This window comes from Acidobacteriota bacterium (assembly GCA_016716435.1).
Lineage (GTDB): Bacteria > Acidobacteriota > Blastocatellia > Pyrinomonadales > Pyrinomonadaceae > OLB17.
Genome location: JADJWI010000003.1, coordinates 257495 through 276538, shown reverse-complemented (window position 1 = coordinate 276538; position 19044 = coordinate 257495). Strand labels below are relative to the sequence as shown.

Here is a 19044-nt window from a genome sequence, read left to right as displayed (position 1 = left end):
GCCCGGAAAAGCTGACCGCGGCCGCTCCGATGTGTTAATCTTGGCTTTTATTGAGTGATGTTAAAGGAAATCAAATGCCCAACCTGCGGGCGAATGACGGCCTACGAGGGCAATGAGTTTCGGCCATTCTGTTCGGAGCGATGCCGCCTTTTGGACTTTGGCGCGTGGATCGATGAAGAATTTGCACTACCGGCCGAGAGTTCGTCGCTGACCGAGGAAGACCTGCAGCACATCGAGCGGACGATGGCCGAAAAGGAGCGATGAAGTAATGGAAACTTCCGGGATCATTCTTGCCGTTTTGGCGATCGTTGTCCTGCTTGTCGGTGCGGCGGTAGCTTACATTGTTTTTCGAGTGTTGAGAAAGAGCGTCCGGCTCGCTCTCCGGCTCGTCCTTCTTGGCGCAATGCTGATCGCGACGCTGGTCGGCGGCGGAACGCTTTGGTATTTCGCCCTCGGCAGCGATGCAGCCGAAAAAGCTCCGCCGACGCGCCGCCGATAAACCCAACTCCCGAGGCCTTTAGTGTCACTGCTTTCAAAGATCCGCGATTGGATGGCCCGTTATCGCGGGCTTCCGCAGAATGTTTTTGCCCTCAGCCTCGTCAGCCTGCTCAACGACACCTCGAGCGAAATAATCTATCCGCTCCTGCCCGCTTTTCTTTTTCTTGCACTGGGAGCTTCGCCATTTGCGATAGGGTTGATCGAAGGCGTGGCGGAATCGGCTGCAAGTATTCTCAAGCTTTTCTCCGGCTATCTCAGCGACAAATTCAATAAGCGGAAGCTACCGGTCTTTCTCGGCTATTCGCTTGCGGCGGTGACTCGGCCGCTGCTTGCTTTCGTGACCGTTTGGCCGCAAGTGCTGGTTGTCCGGGCAGCGGACCGTGTTGGGAAGGGCATCCGCGGTGCTCCTCGCGATGCACTGCTCGCAGCGGACGTCGAACCCGAGCGGCGCGGGCTTGCTTTTGGCTTTAACCGTGCGGCAGATCATTTGGGCGCCGTGATCGGCCCGGTCATTGCGGTTCTGCTTTTGAGCTATATCGCACTCGATTCGGCCGAGCCTTCCATCCGCGAATATCAGCAAGTATTCCTCTTCGCCTCTATCCCGGTCGTTCTCGGACTTTTCGTCATCGTATTTTTCGTCCGCGAGGATAAAGCCCGAGCGGAGCCCGCCGAGCCGATCAAGTTCACCGTTTCGCTTGCCGGTTTTGACGGGCGCTTCAAGCGCTATCTCCTGATCGTCGCACTCTTCACGCTCTCAAATTCGACCGATGCATTCCTGCTGCTGCGAGCGGAGCAGGCCGGCATCTCGCCGGTAATGTTGCCGGTTCTGTGGATGGCGCTTCACTTTAGCAAGGTCGTATTTTCGCTCCTCGGCGGCGATCTCTCGGACCGCTTTGGGCGGCGGACGCTGATCGCCGCCGGCTGGGTTATCTATGCGCTCGTCTATATCGGGTTTGCATTCATCGATTCGCCATGGCAGACGTGGGTCTTGTTCATCATCTACGGTTCCTATTTCGGCCTTACGGAAGGAGCCGAGAAGGCGCTTGTCGCTGATATGGTCGAACCCGAAAAGCGTGGAACGGCTTACGGGCTTTTCAACCTCGCCTTCGGCATTGCGGTCCTGCCCGCATCAGTGCTGTTCGGATTTCTCTGGTACCAGTTCAATGCGGAAACCGCGTTCATCACGAGTGCGGTGATCTCGCTGGTTGCGGTGGTGCTGTTGATGGGAACGAGGGGTGGTGAGCAGCGAGCGGTGAGCAGTGAGCAGTGAGCGGGTAGATGTGAAAATGAAAATCCCGGATGCGCTGGTTGCGAATCCGGGATCTTCTTTTTCTTGACGCTTGTTAAAGCGAGGCGTCGTTGAGCCTTACGGAGTTTAGTATTGTCCGGAAGGTCCGATCGTAGTTCGCAGCCTGCTGTTGCGGCGAGACGGCGATGACGTAAAACGTCTCACCATTGCGAAGCGGGGCCGAATAGATCGTAACGAGTTCGGTCCCGCCGTAGATCGGCGAACGGCCCGCAAGCTGAATAGCTAGGCCCTGACGGCCGGCAAAGCGAACCTGCTGATAACCCGACTGCTGTCGCAGATACCCGTTCGCCTGCATAAGGCCTCTCACAAATTCATCTATATCGCGGTTAAACTGCCCGCTCTGCCCGCGGTGAACACCGATCATCATCCCGTGCGTAAAGCCGTTGTCGCCGTATGCACCTTCAGGGGCGAACGTCGCGTCGCGTTGGCCGCTGAATTCACGCCAGTTCTGCGGAACGTTCATCCGCAGCCAGTTTCCCACCGCATAAGCGCGATAGCGGGTCGAAGGCAGCGGGACGTTCTGCGAATATCGTCCGCCGGACATCGCTCCGCCTGAGCCCGTATTCTGGCCACGCTCGGCTTCCTGCTGAAGCTCTGCGAGCGACTTTGCCGGCGGCATTGACCGCAGCCGGCTCTGGACGCGCCGAAACTCGGGCGTTTCCTTTATTGGGTTGGGCGAGACATCAAGCCGCTGTGCCTCTGCAAGTATCTTTTGCTGGCGATTGCCCGGGTCGGGGTGACTGCTGAGCCATTCCGGAGCTCGGTTTCCACCCTCACCGGCAATGGTTTGAAACATGCCCGCAAGGTCGCGCGGATCGTAGCCGGCATTGGCCATTATCTGCGAGCCGAGGATATCTGCCTGCGTCTCGTATTCACGGCTGTAGCGGAGAAAGTAGCCCGCGGCAAAGATCTGCCCGGCCTGTGCCCCGGCCTCGCCGGCGAGGATCGCACCGCCGAGGATGGCACCGATGCCGAGGATCTGGTTCCAAGGGTTGTTCAACTTTGTCTGCTGAGCCGTTGCGTGGCGAAGTGCGACGTGGCTTATCTCGTGAGCCATAACCCCGGCCATTTCGCCCTCGTTTCGAGCAGCTTCAATCATTCCGCGATTTACGTACATCGGACCGCCCGGCAGGGCAAATGCATTGATGTCGCTGGCGTTGACGACCTGAAAATCATAGTCGAACGCCGGCTCGCGAAACTGCGGCGGGATCGCTGCAACAAGCCGTGCACCCACCCTCTTTACGTACTGCGTTGCCTGGGTATCGTTCAATATAGGAAACTGCTGTTCTACCTGGGTCGAAGCCTTTTCACCAAGCTGAACGTCGTCCTGGACCTTGTATTTATTCTTCGGCATTTTCACCGCGGTCTGCGCGATCATTGCCGGCGGCAATACGACCAGCGACCACATCAGAACAAATACCGCAAAAGTTTTCGCAAAATGACCTCTTTTCATGATTCTCCCTCCTCGAAATGTAGTGAGGATAATATGCCATTTGCCGGGGGCTGGCAATGCAGGCACTACGATGAAGACGCGAGAGGCGAAGTTCGCCGCAATCGGTGGTTGCGGAGTTTTAGAAAGAAAGACGGCACAGTAAAGTGCAAGTAAACAAAGGCCTAAAGGCGGAGTTAGTGTGAGCGTTGCGAAGCGGCAGAATCCGAACGTTGATGTCCGCTCGCCATTCGATTTGAGTCGGTTTCGGCAAGAAGGCCCTGAATTCGCATTATGAGGTCGATCGCCTGACGGCTTTCGATCTTCTGTGAGTGCCGTTTCTCGATCAGAATCGCAACCGCGAGGTCGCTCCCTAGTTCATCTATTAGGTCCATGATCATTTACCTTCCGCACTCGGTTACGCCGCAAGGCGTACGATTCAGGAGAGACTGCGTTTTAGGATAAGACCTCAGGATATTGCACACATGTTACTTCGGTGTTAACGCAATGTTAAGTTTTTTGCCGTTCGACAAGATTATCGCACAAGTTAAGTGTAATGTAACCTGTATAAAATGCTCGTTCGACTATAATTTTAAGATTAACCAGCCAGAGCGCTCAACCAAGAAGTAACGGAAAGAGGCTTCGGCCCGGAGACAGAGAAGATGACTAACAAACGCAAACATTTCAATCAGCTAGGATGCATTGCAATCGCTCTTTTTGCAGCAGTTTCGCTTGCCTGCAGCGGCCAACAGATGGGCGGCGGCGGCAATACAAGTTCCTCAGGTACGATGAAGATCTCGGGAACGGGCTCGACCTTCGTTAAGCCGATGATGGATAAATGGGGCAGCGAATTTGGAAAGCTCAACCCGAACATCCAGATCGACTATAGCGGGACCGGTTCGGGAGCGGGAATCAAAGGCATTCAAAACCGAACAGTAGATTTCGGCGGCAGCGACGCGGCGATGACCGACGACGAGATGAAGCAAACGACCGGCGGCGAGATCGTTCACATCCCGGTCGTGCTCGGCGCAGTTGTGCTGACCTATAACCTTCCGGATGTGAAGGAGCCGCTCAAGCTTACTCCCGAGCTTATCTCAGACATCTTTCTTGGCAAGATCCGCAAGTGGAACGACCCAAAGCTCAAGGCCGAGAACGCAGGCCTCAACCTGCCTGATACTGACATCACACCGGTCTTCCGGGCCGACGGCAGCGGCACTTCGGATATCTTTACAGACTATCTCTCAAAGACGGTTCCCGAGTGGAAAGAGAAGGTCGGCCGGACGAAGAACCCGCAACTTCCGCAGGGTGTCGGGATCGGCGGCAAAGGCAATGAAGGCGTGATGGGCCAGGTCAAGAACACGCCGAATACGATCGGCTATGTAGAGCTGACATTTGCGAAAGCAAACAACCTGCCTGCGGCGCAGATCAAAAATAAGGCCGGCAATTTTGTTACGGCAGACAGCTCGACCGTTTCAAAGGCCGCTGCGGCATTTACCGACAAGATGGCGGACGACCTTCGCTTTGAGATAACAAATGCTGACGGTGCCGATGCCTACCCGATCTCGGGCACGGTCTTTATGCTCGTTTACAAGGATCAGCCGGATGCGGTAAAAGGTAAGGCCCTCGTCGATTTTCTCTGGTGGGCGATAAACGATGGCGAGCAATACGTCGTTGACCTGCATTATGCTCCGCTGCCGGAGTCGCTGGTCACGAAGGTCGATGCAAAGCTGATGTCGATCACCAGCGGGGGCAAACCACTCCGACAATAGTTCACATTTACTTTTAACCGAACGTGGCACAGTCCAGCACCCTCGGAGACAAGGTCTATCGCACCATTCTGTTTGTTGCGGCATCGAGCATCTTGCTCATCGTCGCGGCGATATTTTACATGATGGTGCAGAGCTCGATGCCGACGCTTCAGCGTTTCGGCATCGGCTTTCTGTGGGCGCGCGAATGGAACCCCTCGCAGGAACTTTTCGGCGCTTTGCCGTTCATTTACGGCACGGTGATCTCCTCGCTTCTTGCTCTTCTTATAGCGGTGCCGATCTCGCTCGGCATCGCAGTGTTTCTGGTTGAGCAGGCGCCGAAGAAGATCGCAAAGCCGATCGCTTTCATGATCGAACTCCTGGCGGCGATCCCGTCGGTCGTTTACGGGCTTTGGGGTATCTTTGTACTTGCTCCTTTTATACGCGAATATCTCGGGCCGGTCCTGCAGGACAATCTCGGCTTTCTGCCGATCTTCCAAGGAAGGCTGACCGGAATCGGGATGCTGACGGGCGGCATCATCTTGGCGATAATGATCACGCCGATCGTGACCGCGGTCGTCCGCGATGTACTTGAGGCCGTACCGAACACACAGCGGGAAGCGGCCCTCGCTCTCGGAGCGACCAAGTGGGAAACGACGATGATCGTGCTCGGGAATGCGGCGTCCGGCATCGCCGGAGCGGTCGTGCTCGGGCTCGGGCGGGCGGTCGGCGAGACGATGGCGGTAACGATGGTGATCGGCAATTCGCCGCAGATCTCGGCCTCGCTCTTTGAGCCGGCTTATACCATCGCCTCGGTACTGGCGGCCAACTTTGCCGATGCGACGGATGAGATCTACCTGAGCGCGTTGATCGAGATGGCACTCGTGCTCTTTCTTGTAACGGTCGTGATCAACGGCTTGGCAAAGCTCTTGATTATGAGCGTGGCCGGACGGGCGAACGCTTCGAAGCATACTTAGGACCTTGGAACTCTGATGACTGAGGCAGCAACCGGACATAACAAAAGGCGGATCATCAATCTGGTGATGACCTCGCTTACTGCCATCTGCGCGGTTTTCGCTACGTCCGTGCTGCTGATAATCATCGGCTTTATTGCCTATCAGGGCATTTCGTCGATAAGTTGGGAATTTTTGACGGATACGCCAAAGCCGGTCGGCGAAGGCGGCGGGATCGGCAATGCGATCGTTGGCTCGGCGATGATGACGCTGCTCGCTGCGGCGATCGGGCTTCCGGTCGGGATCGCGGCGGGTGTTTATTTGGCAGAATTCGGCAAGAACTGGTATGGCAACACGATCCGGTTCATCGCCGATACGTTGATCGGCGTGCCCTCGATCATCATCGGCATTTTTATCTACACGGTCGTCGTGATGCCGATGGGCCGGCAGTCGGGACTCGCCGGCGGGCTTGCACTGGCGATCATTATGATTCCGATAGTTGCCCGGACGACCGAGGAGATGATAAACCTCGTGCCAAACTCGATGCGTGAGGGAGCTCTTGCTCTCGGCGCACCGCAGTGGCGGGTCTCGTGGAACATCGTCCTGCCGGCGGCAATGTCGGGCATTGCGACAGGCGCAATGCTTGCCATCGCCCGCATCACCGGCGAGACGGCTCCGTTGCTTTTTACGGCACTCAACAGCCGTTTTTACAACTTTTATTACGACCAGCCGATGTCCTCGCTGACGGTGCAGATATATAACTTTGCAACCGGCCCGTTCGAGGTCGAGCACGCGATGGCATGGGCGGCGACGCTTCTTCTGGTCGGATTTATTCTCTTTATAAATATCATTGTGAGATATCTGACGCGGAAGAAGTATTAGCAGGCTGGAACAGGATGCAGAGCAAAATAAGCATAAAGGATCTGGATTTTTATTACGGGAAGGAGCAAGCGCTCTTCGACATCTCGCTTGAGCTGCCCGAGCACGAGGTCATCGCTTTTATCGGGCCTTCGGGCTGCGGAAAATCGACGTTCCTGCGGACGCTTAACAGAATGAACGACACGATCCCGATCGCCTCTGTATCGGGCCAGGTGATCATTGACGGAAAAGATATCTATGCTCCGGGAACCGACGTCGTTGCGCTCCGGCGAAAGGTCGGAATGGTCTTCCAGAAGTCGAACCCGTTCCCGAAGTCGATCTTTGAAAACGTAGCTTACGGCATCCGGATCAACGGCATCCACTCTGACCGCGAGGATATGAATCGTCGGGTCGAGAAGGCTCTCCGCGATGCGGCACTTTGGGACGAAGTAAAGGACCGGTTGACCACATCGGCATTCGGGCTCTCCGGCGGGCAGCAGCAGCGGCTTTGTATCGCCCGGGCACTTGCCGTCCAGCCGGACGTGATCCTGATGGACGAGCCGGCCTCGGCGCTCGACCCGATCGCGACTCAGAAGATCGAGGAACTCGTCGTTGAGCTGAAGAAGGACTACACCATCGTTATCGTGACACATAATATGCAGCAGGCGGCACGTGTCTCGGACCGGACGGCGTTCTTTATGCTCGGCAAGCTGATCGAGTACAACCCGACGCAGAAGATGTTTACCAACCCGGACGAGAAATTGACCGAGGACTACATCACCGGGCGGTTTGGGTAAACCCGTAAATAGGTTTATAATAAGGGGTTTTACCCTTTTGGTAACTTTGTAGCGATGGAACATAGAATTATTGACCAACAACTGGACCTGCTGAGGGATAAGATCCTTCTGCTTGGCGGTGCGACCGAAGCGGCCGTTAACCGGGCGATGCAGGCGTTGGTAGAGCGGGACAGCGAACTGGCGAAGAAGGTGCTCGACGAAGATAAGATCATCGACCAGATGGAGCTTGAGATCGACCAGATGAGCATCGAAATACTTGCCCTCCAGCAACCGGCGGCGCATGACCTTAGGTTCGTGATATCAGTCGCGAAGATCACGCCGATACTTGAGCGAATAGCGGACCACGCAAGCAGCATTGCCGAGGCGGCGATCGTGCTCAACAACGAACCGCAGATCAAGAACTACGTCGATTTTCCGATCATGGCAAAGACCGCGGCCGAGATGCTCCGCTCGGCACTCGATGCATTTACGTCAGAGGATTCGCAGCTCTCGCGTGAGGTCATCAAGAGAGATAAGGAGATCGACTCAAGCTACAAGCGGGTCTTTAACGAATTGCTGGAGATGATGATCGACAATCCTTCGTCAACGACCGGTGCCGCCCACCTGCTCTTCGTCGCAAAGCACCTCGAACGCATCGGTGACTACGTTAAAGATATATGCGAACTGAACGTCTATCTGACCGAAGCCGCCTTCATAAAACACAGCAAACATTCTTAGTACGAAGCGGGCCGGCAGATGTCGGCCCAATTCTTTTTCTTTCCCGAAACAGTAAGTTCACATCGCACATTTATCATACCTTTATGCGTTTAGCGGGTTGAGGTCTGGTCTCTTTCTGTTGAGAAAGGCAAGGGCGATTCGATCTCTCGGACCGCAAACGCAAAAAGTTTAAGCCGATGTCAATTACCGAAACGATTACCCTTGTTGCAGTTGTGCTTGGGCTGGTGTTTGCCTTCTCTGCGGGCTTCCTTTTCGGGTGGCGGTCGGCGATCCGGCGAGTGCTGAGCGAGAATGAGGACCTGAGCTGCCCGGTCGAGGATAACTATTAGTTAACTTCAAGTTTTCCTAAGCGTAACACCCATTTTACGGTGCTTAGATAAACTTTAAATCGAACTGTAACAAGACTGAAACGATCTTCTGGTCGGAGATGTCGGAACTGTTCACAGTTCTCTCCAAAACGGGGCGAGGTTTGGCAAGACCTCGCCCCCCTCATTTTTAAAATGCGGTCAGCCGGGCGCAAAAAACCGGCCCTCGAATCGAGGGCCGGGATGATCGCTTGATCGAATTCCGAAGGCCGGTCGAACCGGCCTCCGGTATTGACACAATGGTTACGGACGGGCGAACGCCGGTGTCGGGCGGTCGGTGCTGATACCGAATTGCTGTACCGAGACGCCGGCGGTCGAAGCATTGACCCACCACTGTCCGTTGCGATAGATCGCCTGGTCCTCGGTGCCGTCGCCGTCGTAATCTCCGACGATCGGAATGTCTCCGGCAGCACCGAACTGAATCACCGGCTGCGAGCCGTTGCTGCTAAGGATCGGCCGCCAGGTGCCATCCGAAGGACGGAAGACCGCCTGGTCGTCACGGCCGTCGCCGTCATAGTCTCCGGGAACAGGGATGTCGCCGGCCTGTCCGAGAGCGATGTTAACCTGCGGGCCGCTCGAAAGCGTTCCGACCCAGCTTCCGTTGGTGTAGATGATGCCGTCAGCCTGGCCGTCGCCGTCGTAGTCACCGGGAACTGGCGTCGTGCCCGGATTGTTGACGATCACCGCAGAACTGTTCGAGCTGAGAACAATGTACCAGGTGCCGTTCGAGGGTCGATAGACCGCAACATCGGCCTTGCCGTCGCCGTCGTAATCCGCAACCGCCGGAAGGTCACCATCAATGCCCCATGAGGAGCCGGAGAAGGTGAAGCCATTGCTGTTGAGGATCCAGAAGTCCGGCTGGGCCGCATCGGCCGCTGCACGGAAGACCGCAGTGTCCGTCTTGCCATCGCCGTCGAAATCGGCCGGAACGATCACGTCGGTGCTGATGCCCCAGTTAAGAACGCTGAAGCCGGCAGTTGAACCGAAGAGATACCAGTTGCCTTCTGAAGGCCGGAAGACCGAAAGATCGGTGCGGCCATCGCCATCGTAGTCGGCACGGGCCGGAGTTGTCGGGGCCGCTGCCGGAACGTTCGGTGCACCGGGCGTAAGAACGCCGCCGGTGGGGAAGTTTGCACTTCGCGGATCGACGAAGGCGACTGCCTCATCGGGTGATGCAGCGATCTCGCCGTAATAGTAGGCGGCCGTGCTGAACGCAGTGTCGTTGCTCGGGAAGCGGACGAAGGCATCGGGCACGTCCTGGAAAGCGGTTCCGAGGATCGCGCTCGAACCGGCACCGTTCGGATAAACGAAGTGCTCATCCGGGTTGATGAGGAACGCGGCTGCATCGTAAACCGTGGTCACGGCGATGTCGAGAGTGCCATCGTCGTCTGCATCGATATCAAGACCGGCGAAGATATTCGCGGCGGTTGTGATGATAGCGAAGCTTTCCGAACCGACCTCGAGGTTTCCGCCGCCGATGCGAATGACCGAACTATAATCAACAACGGTCGTGCCGGCCGCTGCCGTGCGATTCTGGCAGACGGGGGCAACCGTGTTGCGGAGATAAATAAGGCCGTTCGAGCCAACCGTCACCCCGCCGACCGGGACGACATGGTGAAGGCGTCCCGGAAATGCCGCATCGCTGTCGATGGCGACAAAATAAACGTTCGCCGGTACGGTCGAGTTTGGAACACCACGAAGCTCGATGTACTGACACGAGTCATTCTGTTGATTGCCGGGGTCGGCCTCGACCTCGTTGATCAACAGAGTGAATGTGCCTGTCAGATCTCCGCCTTTAGAAATTGCTTGCGCGTCGGCGACGGACGCCGAGCTGAATAAGATCGCACAGGCGGCAAGAAACGCGCCTAGCGTAAAACGATAATCTTTTCTCTTCATTCTCATCTCCTTGTTTGTGACTTTCATCACCTTTTCGGGCTCAGGACAAAATAGTGATTCGGACGATTACGGAAAATCGGGCACGGTGGCCCCTGCTATTCAGAAGCCGCCGGGCTCGCACCCGGGACTTCGATCTTGGTTTTCGCCATGTATTCGGCGACCAAACGGTCACGTTTTTCACGCTCGATGATCATCCGAGCGATCTCTTCTGCCGTCATGAACGGCGGAGGAATTTCCGGGTCATTGACCCCAGGTTGTTCAAACTTGTTCTGAAAAAGAATCTGCCGATAGCTGTATTCGATCTTTTCGCGGCCATCGGCCAGCTTTTTCGGCGTCCGCTTAACGAGCATCAAAATGTGACGCCCGAGTTCGCTTTCGACAACCTGCGGAAGAACCTTGCCGGGAGTTGCAGCGAGAAGAGCGTTCTCGACCGGGCCGGGATCATCGCCGGCGACGATGTTATCTATGAGTCCGCCGGTTGCTTTTGTGGGCCGGTGTTCGGTGAACTCCGCAACGAGCTTTGCAAAGCTCTCTCCCGCCAATGCACGCTTGAGGACCTCGTCGGCCTTCTGCCATTTCCGTTTGAGGTCATACTCGGGCCGGGTGGCGATGAATTTGGCGATCTCGCTATCGGTCGCCCGGATGCGTTCGGTCCAGTGCTTGCGAAGCAAGTCAGTCGAGAGCAGTCCCGCTTCGAGAACGCTGACGCGGAGCTTTACTTCATTGCTCGCCATGAACTCCGCATCGGCTTTGGCTTGGTCCGAGAGGATCTTTGCACGTGCCCAACTCTTCTTTGCCCGCTCGAGACTTTCGCCGAAAAGAACGCCGGGCATTATCCCGGTTCCCATCTTATGATTAGCGTCGTTCTGTATCTTCTGGAGCGCATCCATATCCCGCTTGAAGGCACTAGCATTGTTCGCGTCTGCGAAGATGCGGTCGATGTCTTCCTTTGCGACCGGATACGGATTATTGGGGCTGTGGCCGAGTTTGGCTTCGTACATATCAGCCAAAAGCCGGTCTACCTTGTAGTCCCGATTGATCTTGAAGAGAGGGTCTCCATCGAGACCCTCTTGCTTTGCGGCGGCCGCAAGAGCTAAGTGTTCCTTCATTCCCTGTAGAAATGCTTGCTTCGCCTCAGGAACCTCGAGCGATTCGACAAGCGACTTATCGCCAAGCTGCTCCTGCGAGCGGGCAATGGCTTCGACGTCTGCATCGGTCAGCGTGGTCAGCGGTTCGGCATCAGCCGACGGGCCTGAGAAAACAAAAGCGAGCCCGCCGATGATCACGGCTACGATAGCTATTGATGCAAAAATGTACTTCCTATCCATGTTTACTTCTCCGTTCTTGTTCCCTAGAACCTCAACTTTGCTCCGAACTGCATTACACGCGGCGCACCAACTGTCCTCGTTATCTGGCCGAAGTCCGTTTCATCGCTGAGGTCGGAGTTCGGGTTTGCGAAGTTTGCCCAGTTGAAGATGTTGAAAACGTCCCACTTCAGCTCGAGTGAAAGCCGCTCGGAAAGCCGTGTCGTTTTCTGCAAGCTGAAGTCGATACGCTTTTGCGAGGGGCCGCGGAGCGTGTTCCTGCCGAGATTTCCAAAGCCGCCGAGCGGTGCGACAAGGGCACATTCGGTGTTGTTCGGGTCCTGGCATATGTTGAAGTATTCACGGAGTCGATCTGCACCGCCGCGACGTAGCAGCTCGAGGCTTCGAACACTCGGGCGTCCGAAAGCCGCATTGAAGATCGTTCCGCTTGCCCCGCCGACATTAAAGATGCGGACAAGAGTGTTGAGCGGAAGAAGCGGAGCGTTGCGTTCCGTGGCTTCAAGGAATATGCCCAGGAATTGTGACTCGATATCGCCGCTGGTCCGGAGAACCTCAAATCCCGCATCAGAGGCGATGATGCTGAACGGTGCGCCTGACTGCCACTGTCCCGAGCCGACGAGCTGGAAGCCGTTGATCCACTTGTTCTTTGACTTGTTAAAGGGAAGTTCCCAGGTGAATGTACCTGCGAACTTGTGCGGCCGGTCGTAGTCCGAAACCGCCTTATTGGCGTTCAGGTTCCGCTGGTCGCCCTGCACAACAAGGCCGAGGTTCGGCGTGTCCGGCCGGCCCGAGGCGGTCGTGCTGCCCGGGTCGGTCGAGCCGATGTCGATCGATTTCGACCAGGTGTAAGAGAGATTCAAGGCAAAGCCCTTCGAGAGGCGACGCGAAACGTTCAGCAATCCCGAATGGTACGACGAGTAGCCGCGCGACTGCAGAATGATCGCGTCCGTCGGGTCAAAACCGAGGTACGGGACTCGGACCTCAGCCGCGATCAGGGCATTTACAAACTGGAAGTTTGCCGCAGATGCGTTGAGGTCGATGCCGCCGTTTCCGTTGTTGCACGGGTTGTAGCCGAGGATCGCACGCCAAATGGTGCTGCAGGCCCCAAATGCTCCGTCAACATCATTGTTCGGCCGTGTACCGCGATCACGCTCGCTCAGGCCCGGAGCACGAGCCGGGAGAATGCCCGGGCGTGCGAGGTCGAACGCATCGTTCAAACGTCCGTAAATGTAGTCCGGCGTGTTCGGGTCATTAAGGTCATACGGCTGGTTAAAGCCGACCGCCAGAAGCAGGTTCTGCCCCTTCGATCCGACGTAACGAGCCTCGACGGTCCAATTCTCGCTGCTGCCGAATGCAAATTCCCGCTGGATACCGATATTCCATTGCTGGACCATTGGCGTTTTCAGGTCGCGGTCGATCGCTCGAAACTCGAGCGGTTCAACGCCTGCGATTGGGTCAGCCCCAGGGCCCTGATCGACCAATACGTAGGGCGTAAAGCGGTCTGCATCGCGGAAGGCCACTCGGTAAGGGAAGTAGCTCGAGAACGGGAACATCGGGTTTGTCTGCCCGAACGCCGTCGTCGTCTGGACGGTCGAAGGCGAGCTCTCGGTCTGCACTTCTATCTCCTTAAAGAAGGGATAGTTGGAGTAGATCGTGTTGATGAACGCCGCCGACGGCCGATCAAAGAAGATGCCGTAGCCGCCGCGTATGACGGTCGAATCGTTGGTGAACGGCTTGAACGCAAAGCCGACGCGCGGGGCGAAATTGTTCAGGTCCTGGCCGTTGAGCGTGTGCTTGTTGCCGGCCGAAGCTATCCCGCCGAGCGATTGGTCGATCGCGGCAACGCCCGTGTTGGCGATGTTCGTCGGAAGAATGAAGCCCGGCTCGATGTTGTTCGGATCGGTCACGCGTGAGAAATCAAAGTTCGAGAAACGTCCGAACTTTTCGATCGGCCAACCGAACCAATCCCAGCGAAGGCCCATCGTCAGCGTAAGCTTCTGCGAGAGCTTGAACTCGTCCGAGATGTAAAAGCTGAGGTCGTTGAACCGGAACTGCTTGTCGCTGATGCCAAAAGCGACGTCCGCTTCAGGCACAAAGCCTGTCAGCAGCTCGGTGAAATTCGTCAGGCCCTCAAACTCAACGCCCTGCTCTTCGGGAAGATTCGTGTCATAAAAGTTCCGCTTGTGCTCGGCACCGAAGCGAAGCGAGTGGCGGCCCTTGATCCAGGTCATGTTGTTAGCGAAGGTCAGGGTCGTCTGATTTCGCTTGTTGTAAACGTCGTTCGGGGCCATCAGCGAAAAATCGCGGAAATTGCCGAAGCCTGCCCAGCGAGCACCGCGGAGGGTCGCGGGTCCCGAATCGAAGACCGTCGCCGGGTTAAAGATCCCAAGGCCCGGGTTTGTCAGCTCGTTAGATAGAAACCGATCGTCAAGCTCGCGGGTGTTATCCAGAAAGAAGTAGCCGAAGCGGACCTCGTTGATCAGAGTCGGTGAAAAGAAGTGTGTATTCGTGATCGCCAGCGTCCGGTTCTTATCGGCCTTGATAAGCGGTGTTGCCGAAACAAGTGTGTCGTCTGAGAAAGGATCGAGCGACGGGAAATCTGCCCAGAAAAACGTTCCGGCGAGAGTATTGAGGCCTTTGCCTTCGCTATTGCCCGGTGAAAGGGTGTAATCGATCCTTGCTGTGATCTGATCCTGTTCATACTCCGCAGGGAAAACATTCCTAACGCGAACCAGCGGGAACCCGCCGCGGACTCGGCCCTGCACGCCACGGTCGAGGATCGGCAGGCCGTTCGGCAGTCCGAATGGCGTAAAGTCGGTGATTCGGGTCGTGCCGTTGAGCAAGGCCTCGACGTTGGCGGTGTTATAAAAAAGCGGCTCGTAGCGTCCGGCCGTCAGCTGCGGAATAATAAACCCGCCTGTCACCGGATTGCGGAGGCCAAAGAGCCTAAACCCCGGGCTGGTCGGGTCGATACAGGTCGAAGCGATCGTTCCGGCAAAGGTGCCCGGCGTCAGGGTCCGAACGCAGTAACCGGGGGCACCGGGCCCCGGAAGGAACGTGAATGCGTTTCCGAAGGTGCTGACCTGTCCGCCGTTCTGTGCTGTTCTCAGGAATGCGAGCCGGATGTTCTCGGGATCGGACCGATCTGTGATCAGTGCGAGTGCCTCGGGAAGCACGGTGTAGCTTTGTGCGGTCGGTACGTAGGCTGATTTCGAATCCGTCCGCTGATAACCTACAAAGAAGAACGCTCGGTCCTTCTTAATTGGTCCGCCGAGCGTGGCACCGCCTTCGAACTTGCGTGCCTTCTGGCGATCGATACCATCTCGGTTAAAAAAGAAATCGTTTGCGTTGAAAAGCTCATTCTGAACATAGGCGTAGGCGTTGCCGTTAAAGGTATTTCCGCCGCCGCGTGTTACGAGCTGGATATTGCCGCCGCCGCTGCGCCCGAGCGAGGCATCATAGCCCGAGGTCAATATCTTTACTTCCTGAACCGTTTCCGGTGCGGGCGAGATGTTGCCGGTAAGCGAGCCGGTGCCGGTGGCGTTGGTGGCGTCGATACCATTAAAAAGCACCGACTGCGATGTTGTACGTGAGCCGGCGACAGAGACTTCCTGGTTACCGCTGCCGGTTCCAAGCGGATCATTAAGATCGCCCGAAACCGAAGCATCGGTCGTAAGCGAAGTGAACGCTCCGCGGATCGAGGGAAGCGACTCGAGCTTTTTGCCCGTGAGCTGAGATCCGGTGACACTCGTGCCTTCCGGAAGCGGACCGCTATCGTCGGTAACAACAACGTCAACGACATTTCCTTCCACTCCGGCGACGCCGAGAATAAGGAATACTTGTGTTGAGACACTTGATCCAACATTTGCCTGTTCGATCTTTGGCTCAAATCCGGCGGCCTCGGCCTTTACTTCATAATCGCCGAGAGGAAGCACGGCAAAGTTCCATGTTCCGTTGTCGCGGACGGTCGTGCTGCGGGTTAGCCCCGTAGCCAAATTCTTGATAGTGATGGTCGCGCCGGGGATCAGCGCTCCATTTTGGTCCGAAACGGTACCGCTAATGCTGCCGTTATCGGTCGCCTGTCCGAAAGCTCCGTTAAGGCTGGCAAGGCCAAAAACTACCAGAGCAATAAATTGTATGAATCGTTTTGTGCGCATGGCTCAAAAATCCTCGCTATTTGTTCTCTCCAAAAAAATATTCGTTCTTTTAAGTTTGCTTCGGGCGGCGGCGATCAAAGTCCGCCGCCCGAAGCCGATAGTTCCCCTTGTTCGTAACCAACTGACGCCTAGCGAATCGGAAGGACCGGAATGTCGAATCCTTCAAAATCGCCGCAGAAAGCTCCGGTGCTGAGGCAGCCCGGGGTCGAAAGTGTGTTCGAATTGGCCGGACTTCCGAGCGGGAAAACAAGTGCGGTTGCCTTCGCCGTTCCTGCCGGTCCCGGTGTTAGGTCGGTAATGGTATAAACACGTGCATCCTCAAGAAGGAGATAGAGCGTGTTACCAAAAGAGGCAAGGCCGGTATCACGGTTAACGTCCGTCGGGAGCGTGTTCGTGATGAAGCGGGCACGTCCGGCATTCGGGCCGGTCGCGAAAAGCTGATAGATCGAACCATTTGCTCCGGCGTTGTTGTTGAACCGATTTTCCGATGCGAAGATGCGGCCATCAGCAGTAACGGCAAGGCCGTCAAAGTATGGATTCTCGTCGCCGCCCTGGCTGTCAGCGGTCTTGATGAGACCGGCAGCGGTCGCACCCGATCCGATCTGAGTTGCAAAGCCGGTGGTCGGGCTAATGCGGAAAAGGCGGCTTCGCGGAGCCGATGCCGGAAGATTATCGTCGCTGGCGATCGCATAGATCCAGCCGTCGGTCGCGTTGTATGCAGCGGCGGCCTCGGTAAAGCCCGACGGGAAGCAGGTCTCGCCAACTTGCGGGCCGATCGGGCCGGCGACACCGTTGGGCTGCGGATAGGTTCCCGGCGTACGGAAGACGCGAAGGTCTGATGCCAATCCAGTGACCGGATCCGAACCCGTATTGCAAAGTTCTGTGTCAAACTCAGCGACACCGTAAAGGACTGAACCGATCGAGGCAAGGCCTTCATACTCACGGCGAATGGTCTGGCCGTTGAGCGTAAGGTTGCTGATCAGCGTGCCTTGACCCGTGGCTAGGTCAAACTGGTAATACTGTTGCTGAAGATTCGTGACGTCGCGGTTGTTGTCCGTGATCGAATACGCGATCTGGCCGAAAGCAGCTGCATTGATCGAAACGATCATGGCCACGGCAAATATTGCTTTGAACAAATTTCTCATTTTTCCTCCAAATGTTTTGGGCTTCTGTGCTTGGTTACTTGGTCTTTCGTTCGATGAATGTCCCGTCTCCATCGAGTCAAAACTGTTGATCGCATTAAAGAGATCATTAAGATTCCGGTTGTTCGGTTCTCTGCTGTGAAGTACGATCGGCCTCGATGGCCTCCTTCAACAGCGTTTCGCGGCAAAAGTCCGCCGGTGCCCGGTGGGACAAATGTGAGCTGATCGATTGCTGCGAAGGAACAACTCTATCCGCGCGACCTGAACGGCATGTGAATTCAGCCTTAAATAAATTGGTAAACTTTGTTAAGAAATTGTTACAAAAGATGTGAACTCGCCCGTTTCGATCAGATCCCGGCGAAACGCAGCACACCGGAACAGATCGATGATCAGTTGAGGTGCAACTTGCTTGCGCAAAGGCGGGGCAAGTGACATCATCAAATTTGATGGGAAAGGGGATTTCGTTGGCGTTTTTGACCGGAGGCGATGATGAGTACAGTGGTTGAGCAGGTTCGCCCGCTCGAGGATTTTTTGGTGATGCCGGAGGCGGAGTTGGCCTCGAGTATTGAGGCTGCTCGCGAGGCCTTGGGCGGCGATGTGATCATTCTCGGGCACCATTATCAGCGTGACGACGTTATTCGCCACGCCGACCTGAATGGCGATTCGTATCAGCTTTCCGTGATGGCTTCGGAGACGAATGCTCAGCACATCGTTTTCTGCGGCGTTCACTTCATGGCCGAATCGGCCGACATACTCGGCAAGCCGCAGCAGCGGGTCATCTTGCCGGACCTCGGTGCGGGCTGTTCGATGGCGGACATGGCGACCATCGATCAGGTCGAGGACGCCTGGGAACAGCTCCGCGATATCGGTGTCCTAAAGAGCAAGGTCGCACCGATCACCTATATGAACTCATCGGCGGCGATCAAGGCCTTTTGCGGGCGGAACGACGGCGTCGTCTGCACCTCGTCGAACGCGGTCCCGCTTTTCGATGTATATCTGAAGGAATTCGACAAGATGTTCTTTTTCCCGGACCAGCATCTTGGGCGGAACACGGGAGCGAAGTTCGGCATCCCGCTCGACAAGATGGTCGTCTGGAATCCGAATGAGGAACTAGGCGGAAATACGCCCGAAGCCTTGCTTGAGGCAAAGCTGATTCTTTGGCGAGGCCATTGTTCGGTCCACGGGCGGTTCAAGGAGTGGCACGTCGACCGGATCCGCGAGAAGGTTCCGGGCGTTCAGGTGCTTGTCCATCCGGAGTGCACGTACGAGGTTGTCGAGCGCAGCGACCTGAACGGCTCGACAAGCTTTATCATCAAGACGGTCGAAAACGCACCGGCAGGTTCAAAGTGGGCGATCGGCACCGAGGTCAATCTTGTCAACCGGCTCGCTCAGCGGTTTCCGGATAAGGAAATTCACCTTCTCGCTCCGGACCTCTGCATGTGTGCGACGATGTACCGCATCGCCCCGCAGAACCTGGCATGGGCGCTCGAGAACCTTGCCGAGGGCGTTGTGGTGAACGAGATAGTCGTCGATGACGAAACGAAGCACTTTGCCAATATCGCCCTTGAGAGGATGATCCGGATGACCGAAACGGGCAAGTAGCAGGCAAAAATGGCAGAGCTCTCTGACAAATTGCCGGACAACGTCCGCGGCCGGTTCTATGTTGACCGGATGTGCATCGACTGCGACGTTTGCCGCGACACGGCTCCGGCAAACTTTACCCGCAATGACGAGAACGGGTATTCGTACGTTTATAAACAGCCCATTTCCCCCGAAGAACTTGCCCTATGTGAAGAAGCGTTGATGGCGTGCCCGGTCGAGGCGATCGGTGACGACGCCTGAGGCCTATTCAC

Annotated in this window: 17 protein-coding genes; 11 read left to right on the top strand and 6 right to left on the bottom strand. The window is 56.3% G+C overall.

Going from position 1 to position 19044, the window contains the following annotated elements; genetic code table 11:
- Positions 1–57 precede the first annotated feature (57 nt).
- From IPM21_04460 to IPM21_04450, 3 genes are read left to right on the top strand one after another with little or no spacing between them, the layout of a single operon-like run.
- A complete protein-coding gene (locus IPM21_04460; GenBank protein ID MBK9163154.1) occupies positions 58–264 on the top strand; it encodes a DNA gyrase inhibitor YacG in 207 nt (68 codons plus the stop codon).
- Between the two features lie 4 nt (positions 265–268).
- Positions 269–499, top strand: coding sequence for a hypothetical protein (locus IPM21_04455; GenBank protein MBK9163153.1), 231 nt, complete (start codon positions 269–271; stop codon positions 497–499).
- Positions 500–520: 21 nt separating this feature from the next.
- Complete coding sequence (locus tag IPM21_04450) at positions 521–1768, top strand: MFS transporter (protein MBK9163152.1); 1248 nt, start codon at positions 521–523, stop codon at positions 1766–1768.
- A gap of 73 nt (positions 1769–1841) precedes the next feature.
- Here the strand turns inward: IPM21_04450 and IPM21_04445 are convergent, their stop codons facing one another.
- Positions 1842–3260, bottom strand: coding sequence for a M48 family metalloprotease (locus tag IPM21_04445; protein ID MBK9163151.1), 1419 nt, complete (start codon positions 3258–3260; stop codon positions 1842–1844).
- Positions 3261–3433: 173 nt separating this feature from the next.
- On the bottom strand, positions 3434–3631 hold the full coding sequence (locus tag IPM21_04440; GenBank protein MBK9163150.1) for a hypothetical protein: 198 nt from the start codon (positions 3629–3631) through the stop codon (positions 3434–3436).
- Between the two features lie 267 nt (positions 3632–3898).
- Here IPM21_04440 and pstS point away from each other — a divergent pair, with 267 nt between their 5' ends.
- From pstS to IPM21_04410, 6 genes are all read left to right on the top strand, one after another.
- Positions 3899–5005 carry a phosphate ABC transporter substrate-binding protein PstS gene (pstS, locus tag IPM21_04435; protein ID MBK9163149.1) on the top strand — a complete coding sequence of 369 codons (1107 nt, stop codon included), beginning with the start codon at positions 3899–3901 and terminating at the stop codon, positions 5003–5005.
- Between the two features lie 23 nt (positions 5006–5028).
- The gene (pstC, locus tag IPM21_04430; GenBank protein MBK9163148.1) at positions 5029–5958 is read left to right on the top strand and encodes a phosphate ABC transporter permease subunit PstC; all 930 of its coding nucleotides are present in this window, start codon (positions 5029–5031) and stop codon (positions 5956–5958) included.
- 15 nt (positions 5959–5973) lie between these two features.
- The gene (gene pstA / locus IPM21_04425) at positions 5974–6816 is read left to right on the top strand and encodes a phosphate ABC transporter permease PstA (GenBank protein MBK9163147.1); all 843 of its coding nucleotides are present in this window, start codon (positions 5974–5976) and stop codon (positions 6814–6816) included.
- 14 nt (positions 6817–6830) lie between these two features.
- On the top strand, positions 6831–7589 hold the full coding sequence (locus IPM21_04420; protein MBK9163146.1) for a phosphate ABC transporter ATP-binding protein: 759 nt from the start codon (positions 6831–6833) through the stop codon (positions 7587–7589).
- 54 nt (positions 7590–7643) lie between these two features.
- On the top strand, positions 7644–8306 hold the full coding sequence (phoU, locus tag IPM21_04415) for a phosphate signaling complex protein PhoU (GenBank protein MBK9163145.1): 663 nt from the start codon (positions 7644–7646) through the stop codon (positions 8304–8306).
- Positions 8307–8482: 176 nt separating this feature from the next.
- A complete protein-coding gene (locus IPM21_04410) occupies positions 8483–8635 on the top strand; it encodes a hypothetical protein (GenBank protein ID MBK9163144.1) in 153 nt (50 codons plus the stop codon).
- A gap of 279 nt (positions 8636–8914) precedes the next feature.
- Here IPM21_04410 and IPM21_04405 read toward each other — a convergent pair whose 3' ends face one another.
- From IPM21_04405 to IPM21_04390, 4 genes are all read right to left on the bottom strand, one after another.
- On the bottom strand, positions 8915–10567 hold the full coding sequence (locus IPM21_04405) for a VCBS repeat-containing protein (GenBank protein ID MBK9163143.1): 1653 nt from the start codon (positions 10565–10567) through the stop codon (positions 8915–8917).
- Between the two features lie 95 nt (positions 10568–10662).
- Positions 10663–11895, bottom strand: a complete 1233-nt coding sequence (locus tag IPM21_04400) for a peptidylprolyl isomerase (protein ID MBK9163142.1) — start codon at positions 11893–11895, stop codon at positions 10663–10665.
- 23 nt (positions 11896–11918) lie between these two features.
- Positions 11919–16049 (bottom strand): TonB-dependent receptor, encoded by a 4131-nt coding sequence (locus tag IPM21_04395; protein MBK9163141.1) that lies wholly within the window; start codon positions 16047–16049, stop codon positions 11919–11921.
- 128 nt (positions 16050–16177) lie between these two features.
- The gene (locus tag IPM21_04390) at positions 16178–17194 is read right to left on the bottom strand and encodes a hypothetical protein (GenBank protein ID MBK9163140.1); all 1017 of its coding nucleotides are present in this window, start codon (positions 17192–17194) and stop codon (positions 16178–16180) included.
- Positions 17195–17680: 486 nt separating this feature from the next.
- Here IPM21_04390 and nadA point away from each other — a divergent pair, with 486 nt between their 5' ends.
- Together nadA and IPM21_04380 are read left to right on the top strand one after the other, a co-directional pair.
- Entirely contained in the window at positions 17681–18793 is a 1113-nt protein-coding gene (gene nadA, locus IPM21_04385; protein MBK9163139.1) for a quinolinate synthase NadA, read from the top strand.
- A gap of 9 nt (positions 18794–18802) precedes the next feature.
- Entirely contained in the window at positions 18803–19033 is a 231-nt protein-coding gene (locus IPM21_04380; protein ID MBK9163138.1) for a ferredoxin, read from the top strand.
- Positions 19034–19044 lie beyond the last annotated feature (11 nt).

What these genes read in the sequence shown, in the direction of transcription:
- IPM21_04460 (MBK9163154.1), top strand. Translation starts at nt 58, where the DNA reads ATGTTAAAGGAAATCAAATGCCCAACCTGCGGGCGAATGACGGCCTAC.
- IPM21_04455 (MBK9163153.1), top strand. Translation starts at nt 269, where the DNA reads ATGGAAACTTCCGGGATCATTCTTGCCGTTTTGGCGATCGTTGTCCTG.
- IPM21_04445 (MBK9163151.1), bottom strand. Translation starts at nt 3,260, where the DNA reads ATGAAAAGAGGTCATTTTGCGAAAACTTTTGCGGTATTTGTTCTGATG.
- IPM21_04440 (MBK9163150.1), bottom strand. Translation starts at nt 3,631, where the DNA reads ATGGACCTAATAGATGAACTAGGGAGCGACCTCGCGGTTGCGATTCTG.
- pstS (MBK9163149.1), top strand. Translation starts at nt 3,899, where the DNA reads ATGACTAACAAACGCAAACATTTCAATCAGCTAGGATGCATTGCAATC.
- pstA (MBK9163147.1), top strand. Translation starts at nt 5,974, where the DNA reads ATGACTGAGGCAGCAACCGGACATAACAAAAGGCGGATCATCAATCTG.
- IPM21_04420 (MBK9163146.1), top strand. Translation starts at nt 6,831, where the DNA reads ATGCAGAGCAAAATAAGCATAAAGGATCTGGATTTTTATTACGGGAAG.
- phoU (MBK9163145.1), top strand. Translation starts at nt 7,644, where the DNA reads ATGGAACATAGAATTATTGACCAACAACTGGACCTGCTGAGGGATAAG.
- IPM21_04410 (MBK9163144.1), top strand. Translation starts at nt 8,483, where the DNA reads ATGTCAATTACCGAAACGATTACCCTTGTTGCAGTTGTGCTTGGGCTG.
- IPM21_04405 (MBK9163143.1), bottom strand. Translation starts at nt 10,567, where the DNA reads ATGAAGAGAAAAGATTATCGTTTTACGCTAGGCGCGTTTCTTGCCGCC.
- IPM21_04400 (MBK9163142.1), bottom strand. Translation starts at nt 11,895, where the DNA reads ATGGATAGGAAGTACATTTTTGCATCAATAGCTATCGTAGCCGTGATC.
- IPM21_04395 (MBK9163141.1), bottom strand. Translation starts at nt 16,049, where the DNA reads ATGCGCACAAAACGATTCATACAATTTATTGCTCTGGTAGTTTTTGGC.
- IPM21_04390 (MBK9163140.1), bottom strand. Translation starts at nt 17,194, where the DNA reads ATGAGAAATTTGTTCAAAGCAATATTTGCCGTGGCCATGATCGTTTCG.
- nadA (MBK9163139.1), top strand. Translation starts at nt 17,681, where the DNA reads ATGAGTACAGTGGTTGAGCAGGTTCGCCCGCTCGAGGATTTTTTGGTG.
- IPM21_04380 (MBK9163138.1), top strand. Translation starts at nt 18,803, where the DNA reads ATGGCAGAGCTCTCTGACAAATTGCCGGACAACGTCCGCGGCCGGTTC.